3 protein-coding genes are annotated in these 3,973 nt (G+C 53.4%); 1 reads left to right on the top strand and 2 read right to left on the bottom strand.

Annotation, left to right across the window (positions count from 1 at the left end):
- Positions 1-85: 85 nt before the first annotated feature.
- A complete protein-coding gene (locus HMPREF9538_RS20410) occupies positions 86-1,996 on the bottom strand; it encodes a putative bifunctional diguanylate cyclase/phosphodiesterase (protein ID WP_004196289.1) in 1,911 nt (636 codons plus the stop codon).
- A gap of 10 nt (positions 1,997-2,006) precedes the next feature.
- Positions 2,007-2,504, bottom strand: a complete 498-nt coding sequence (locus HMPREF9538_RS0127130; protein ID WP_004198821.1) for a molybdopterin-dependent oxidoreductase — start codon at positions 2,502-2,504, stop codon at positions 2,007-2,009.
- A 307-nt stretch (positions 2,505-2,811) separates the two neighbouring features.
- Between HMPREF9538_RS0127130 and shiA the strand changes: the two genes are divergently transcribed.
- Positions 2,812-3,973, top strand: a 1,162-nt coding sequence (gene shiA / locus HMPREF9538_RS20420) for a shikimate transporter (protein WP_009484393.1), incomplete at its 3' end; no start/stop codon positions are given.

The raw sequence follows: 3,973 nt of genomic DNA, 5'->3' as shown, positions 1-3,973 counted from the left end.
AAAAAAAAAAAAAAAAAAAAAAAAAGTTAATTTCAGTCCCAAAGACCCCCCCCGGGAGAATAAAAGTAGACACGTTAAAAATTTGTTAGCGCAGCGGACTCGGTTTGCCGATTAAATATCCCTGAACCAGGTCACAGCCCAGCGCCTGCAGCGAAGCCAACTGCTCTTCGGTCTCTACACCTTCCGCCACAATGCGCATATGCAGGCTCTTTCCCATGCTGATAATCAGGCGGACGATATCCAGATCGTCTTTTTGTTCCGGAATATTGATGACAAACGAGCGGTCGATTTTAATTTTATCGAACGGGAAGTAGCTTAAACGGGACAGGGAAGAATAGCCGGTACCAAAGTCATCGATGGAGATCTGAATGCCCTGCTCGCGCAGCTGGCTGAGAATTTCCAGCGAACGGGTGTTCTCATTGAATACGTCCGACTCGGTGATCTCCAGATCAAGACGTCGCGGATCGAGGCCGGTCTGATGCAGCACCTCGATAATGGTGTCGGTCAGCGATGTATTCATCAACTGAATTGGTGAAACGTTGACCGAGACCTTCAGCGGCGTCGCCCAGCTGGCCGCTTCGGCACAGGCGGTTTTCAGCACCCATTCGCCAAGGGCATTAATAAGACCGATTTTCTCTGCCACCGGAATAAACACCGTCGGCGGCACGGCGCCGCGCACCGGATGGAACCAGCGAACCAGCGCTTCATAGCCGTAGATTTCGCGCGTGACGGTATCGGCGATCGGCTGATAGTAGACTTTGAACTCGTCATGGGCCAGGGCCTGCAGCAGATCGTCTTCAAACGATTTGTTCTCCTGCAGGCGCTGCAGCATCCCCGGCCGGAAGATTTGCACATGGCCGCTACCCTCTTTTTTCGCCTCATACAGCGCGAGGTCGGCGCACTTGTACAGATAATCGGTACGACTTTCACCGTCAGAGATCACGATCCCAATGCAGGCGTCGATATTAATCTGCGCATCGTAGATCTGATAGGGCTGGCTGATCTTCTCCCGGATAACATTGGCCCGCTCAAGGGCCATCTCCTCAGTGAGATCGTAGGAGAGCATCGCAAACTCATCACCGCCAAGGCGATACAGCGTCTCGGAGGTTTTGCGGAAAAAAGAGAGGCGACTGGCCAGATCCTGCAGCAGCTTATCGCCAGCATCATGGCCAAGGGTATCGTTCACATCCTTAAAGCTGTCGAGGTCGAAAAGCATCACCACGGCGCATCCCTTATACGGACGCACCTGGTTGACGATCTCCTGCAGCCGCTGCCAGAAAGAGAGACGGTTGGGCATACCGGTCAGCGAATCATGGTAGGCATCGTACTGCAGCCGGCGGTTCTGCACCTGCAGCTTCTCTTTCGAGGCCTGCAGATCGTTGGCCAGCGTTTTCATACGAACATGGGCGCGACGCAGATTATTATTCTGTCGGAGCATCAGCAGACCGAGAGTTATACACATGGCGATCAGCAGAATGGAGATCACCGAGTAGATATAATAGAGATGCTGGATTTTATCATGGGTGATATTAACGATATTGATATCTTGCGTCAGGGTGGCGGCGGCCATTGAGGTCAGCGGACCATCCAGCTCGCTTAACACCGGCAGGATCTGTCTGACCTGCTCCGGCGTCATGGTATCAACTTGTTTATCGAGCAGATGAAGATTACGAATCAGCGTCGCAACCACCGTCTTCCGCTGCTCGCTTTTATTGATAAATTTACCCAGATCGCCCTCCTGCAGAAGCTCGATCTGGCTCATCATGATCTCAAGACGCAGGCGCACCTCATCGTGGTCCGCCCCTTCGGCCCCAATCGCCATTCCCGCCAGACGAGACTCCAGCCGCATATATTCCGACACCATCTGCGACATTGACCACGAGTCCGTATAGCGGGTAAATTTTTGCAACTCACTTTGTCGCTCATGCACCAGATAAGTAATATATCCGGTGACAACAAATAACGACAAAATAATAGCCGTGAGTATTCGATTCAAGATCCAACCCTTATTCTATAATCATCTTTGAAACTTGCCAGGCCGATCGGGAATAATAGATCTGGTTCTGTAATTCAGCACTGCTGTCGTAAGGGTAGACAATAAATAACGGGCCTTTATCACGAATGCGCATATATTGACCGTTCATTTTTAACGCCATAATGACCGGGAATTTATAAAAATCATCAATCGGGATAATGGTGGTGTAGTCGTTCAGCGCCAGCACGCGGGCCGATGTGCCTTTCGCGCCGACTAAATCCATGAGTTTACTAAGGGGAATACCGTCAAAACGAACCTTGCCGGTGTACCAGGGGGTGGTGGTTTCTATCGTCTTCATCCCCAGTTTTTCCAGCATTGCGAGATCAAAAACGGCCTTGTCGCCGACATTCATATTTCCGATTTTTCCGGAAATGGTCAGTACAGGTTTTCCTGTCGGCGCAGGCAGTTTTTCAGCATAAGCAGAAGGCAACATGACAGAACAAAATAAAACTGCAAGAAGTAGACGCATTTTACTCACCATTCCAGAGAGGGAGACACGTTAAGTGTAAACCATTTACGTCGATTCTTAAAAGGTGTCCATCTTTGTTATCCGTTGATTTAATTAAAAGTATAAGCTGGATGGCAAATTGCCAGAATGTTAAGTCCAGGGTGTGATTTCGACCGTCTTTCCCATCGATTCTTTTTTGCGCCATCTCCCCCGCTTAGCAGGCAAACTACTTTCCTCCACGGCCGCTGCGCGGTAGTCTCAGAGCAGACGCAACGGTAAAAGCGTCTCATTCCAATAACAATGAAGTACGTGACTGACAGGACAGGGTATGGATTCAACAATAAGCGTGCAGCCCGGCGAGGCGCCAGATTCACTACATCGGGCCCGGCGGGCGGCCTGGGGTAGTTTTGCCGGCGCGGTGGTCGACTGGTACGATTTTCTTCTCTATGGCATTACCGCCGCGCTGGTGTTCAACCGCGAATTTTTCCCGCAAATCGGCCCGGCGATGGGAACGCTTGCCGCCTTTGCCACCTTCGGCGTTGGGTTTCTTTTTCGCCCGCTCGGCGGAATTATTTTTGGCCACTTCGGCGATCGCCTCGGGCGGAAACGGATGCTGATGATGACCGTCTGGATGATGGGTATCGCCACTGCCTGCATCGGCCTGCTCCCCTCGTTCAACCAGATCGGCTGGTGGGCGCCGGTGCTGCTGGTGTTCCTGCGAGCGGTTCAGGGATTCGCCGTCGGCGGCGAATGGGGCGGCGCGGCGCTGCTCTCGGTGGAGAATGCCCCACAGGGGAAAAAAGCCTTTTACAGCAGCGGGGTGCAGGTGGGCTACGGCGTCGGCCTCCTGCTCTCTACCGGGCTGGTATCGCTGATTAGCAGCCTGACCAGCGACCAGCAGTTCCTCAGCTGGGGCTGGCGCTTACCGTTCCTGTTCAGCGTGGTGCTGGTCCTTATTGCGCTGTGGATCCGTAACGGCATGGCGGAATCGCAGGAGTTTGAAGCGCAGCAGAGCCAGGACAACGCGCCGCAGAAGAAAAAGCGGCTACCGGTAGTGGAAGCGCTGCTTCGCCATCCGGGAGCGTTTTTACTGATTATCGCCCTGCGTCTGTGTGAGCTGCTGACGATGTATATCGTCACCGCCTTCGCCCTCAACTACTCCACGCAAAACCTCGGCCTGCCGCGCGAGCTGTTTCTCAACATTGGCCTGCTGGTGGGCGGTCTTAGCTGCCTGACTATCCCCTGCTTCGCCTGGCTGGCAGACCGCTTTGGCCGTCGGCGGATCTATATCACCGGGGCGCTGATCGGCACTTTGAGCGGTTTCCCGTTCTTTATGGCGCTGGAGAGTCAGTCCGTTTTCTGGATCCTGTTCTTCGCCCTGATGCTGGCCAATATCGCCCATGATATGGTGGTCTGCGTCCAGCAGCCGATGTTTACCGAGCTGTTCGGCGCCAGCTATCGCTATAGCGGCGCCGGCGTCGGCTACCAGG

Origin of the sequence: Klebsiella sp. MS 92-3, from assembly GCF_000195655.1 — a bacterium.
GTDB classification, from domain to species: domain Bacteria; phylum Pseudomonadota; class Gammaproteobacteria; order Enterobacterales; family Enterobacteriaceae; genus Klebsiella; species Klebsiella pneumoniae.
This window is presented reverse-complemented; position numbering and strand designations above follow the sequence as displayed.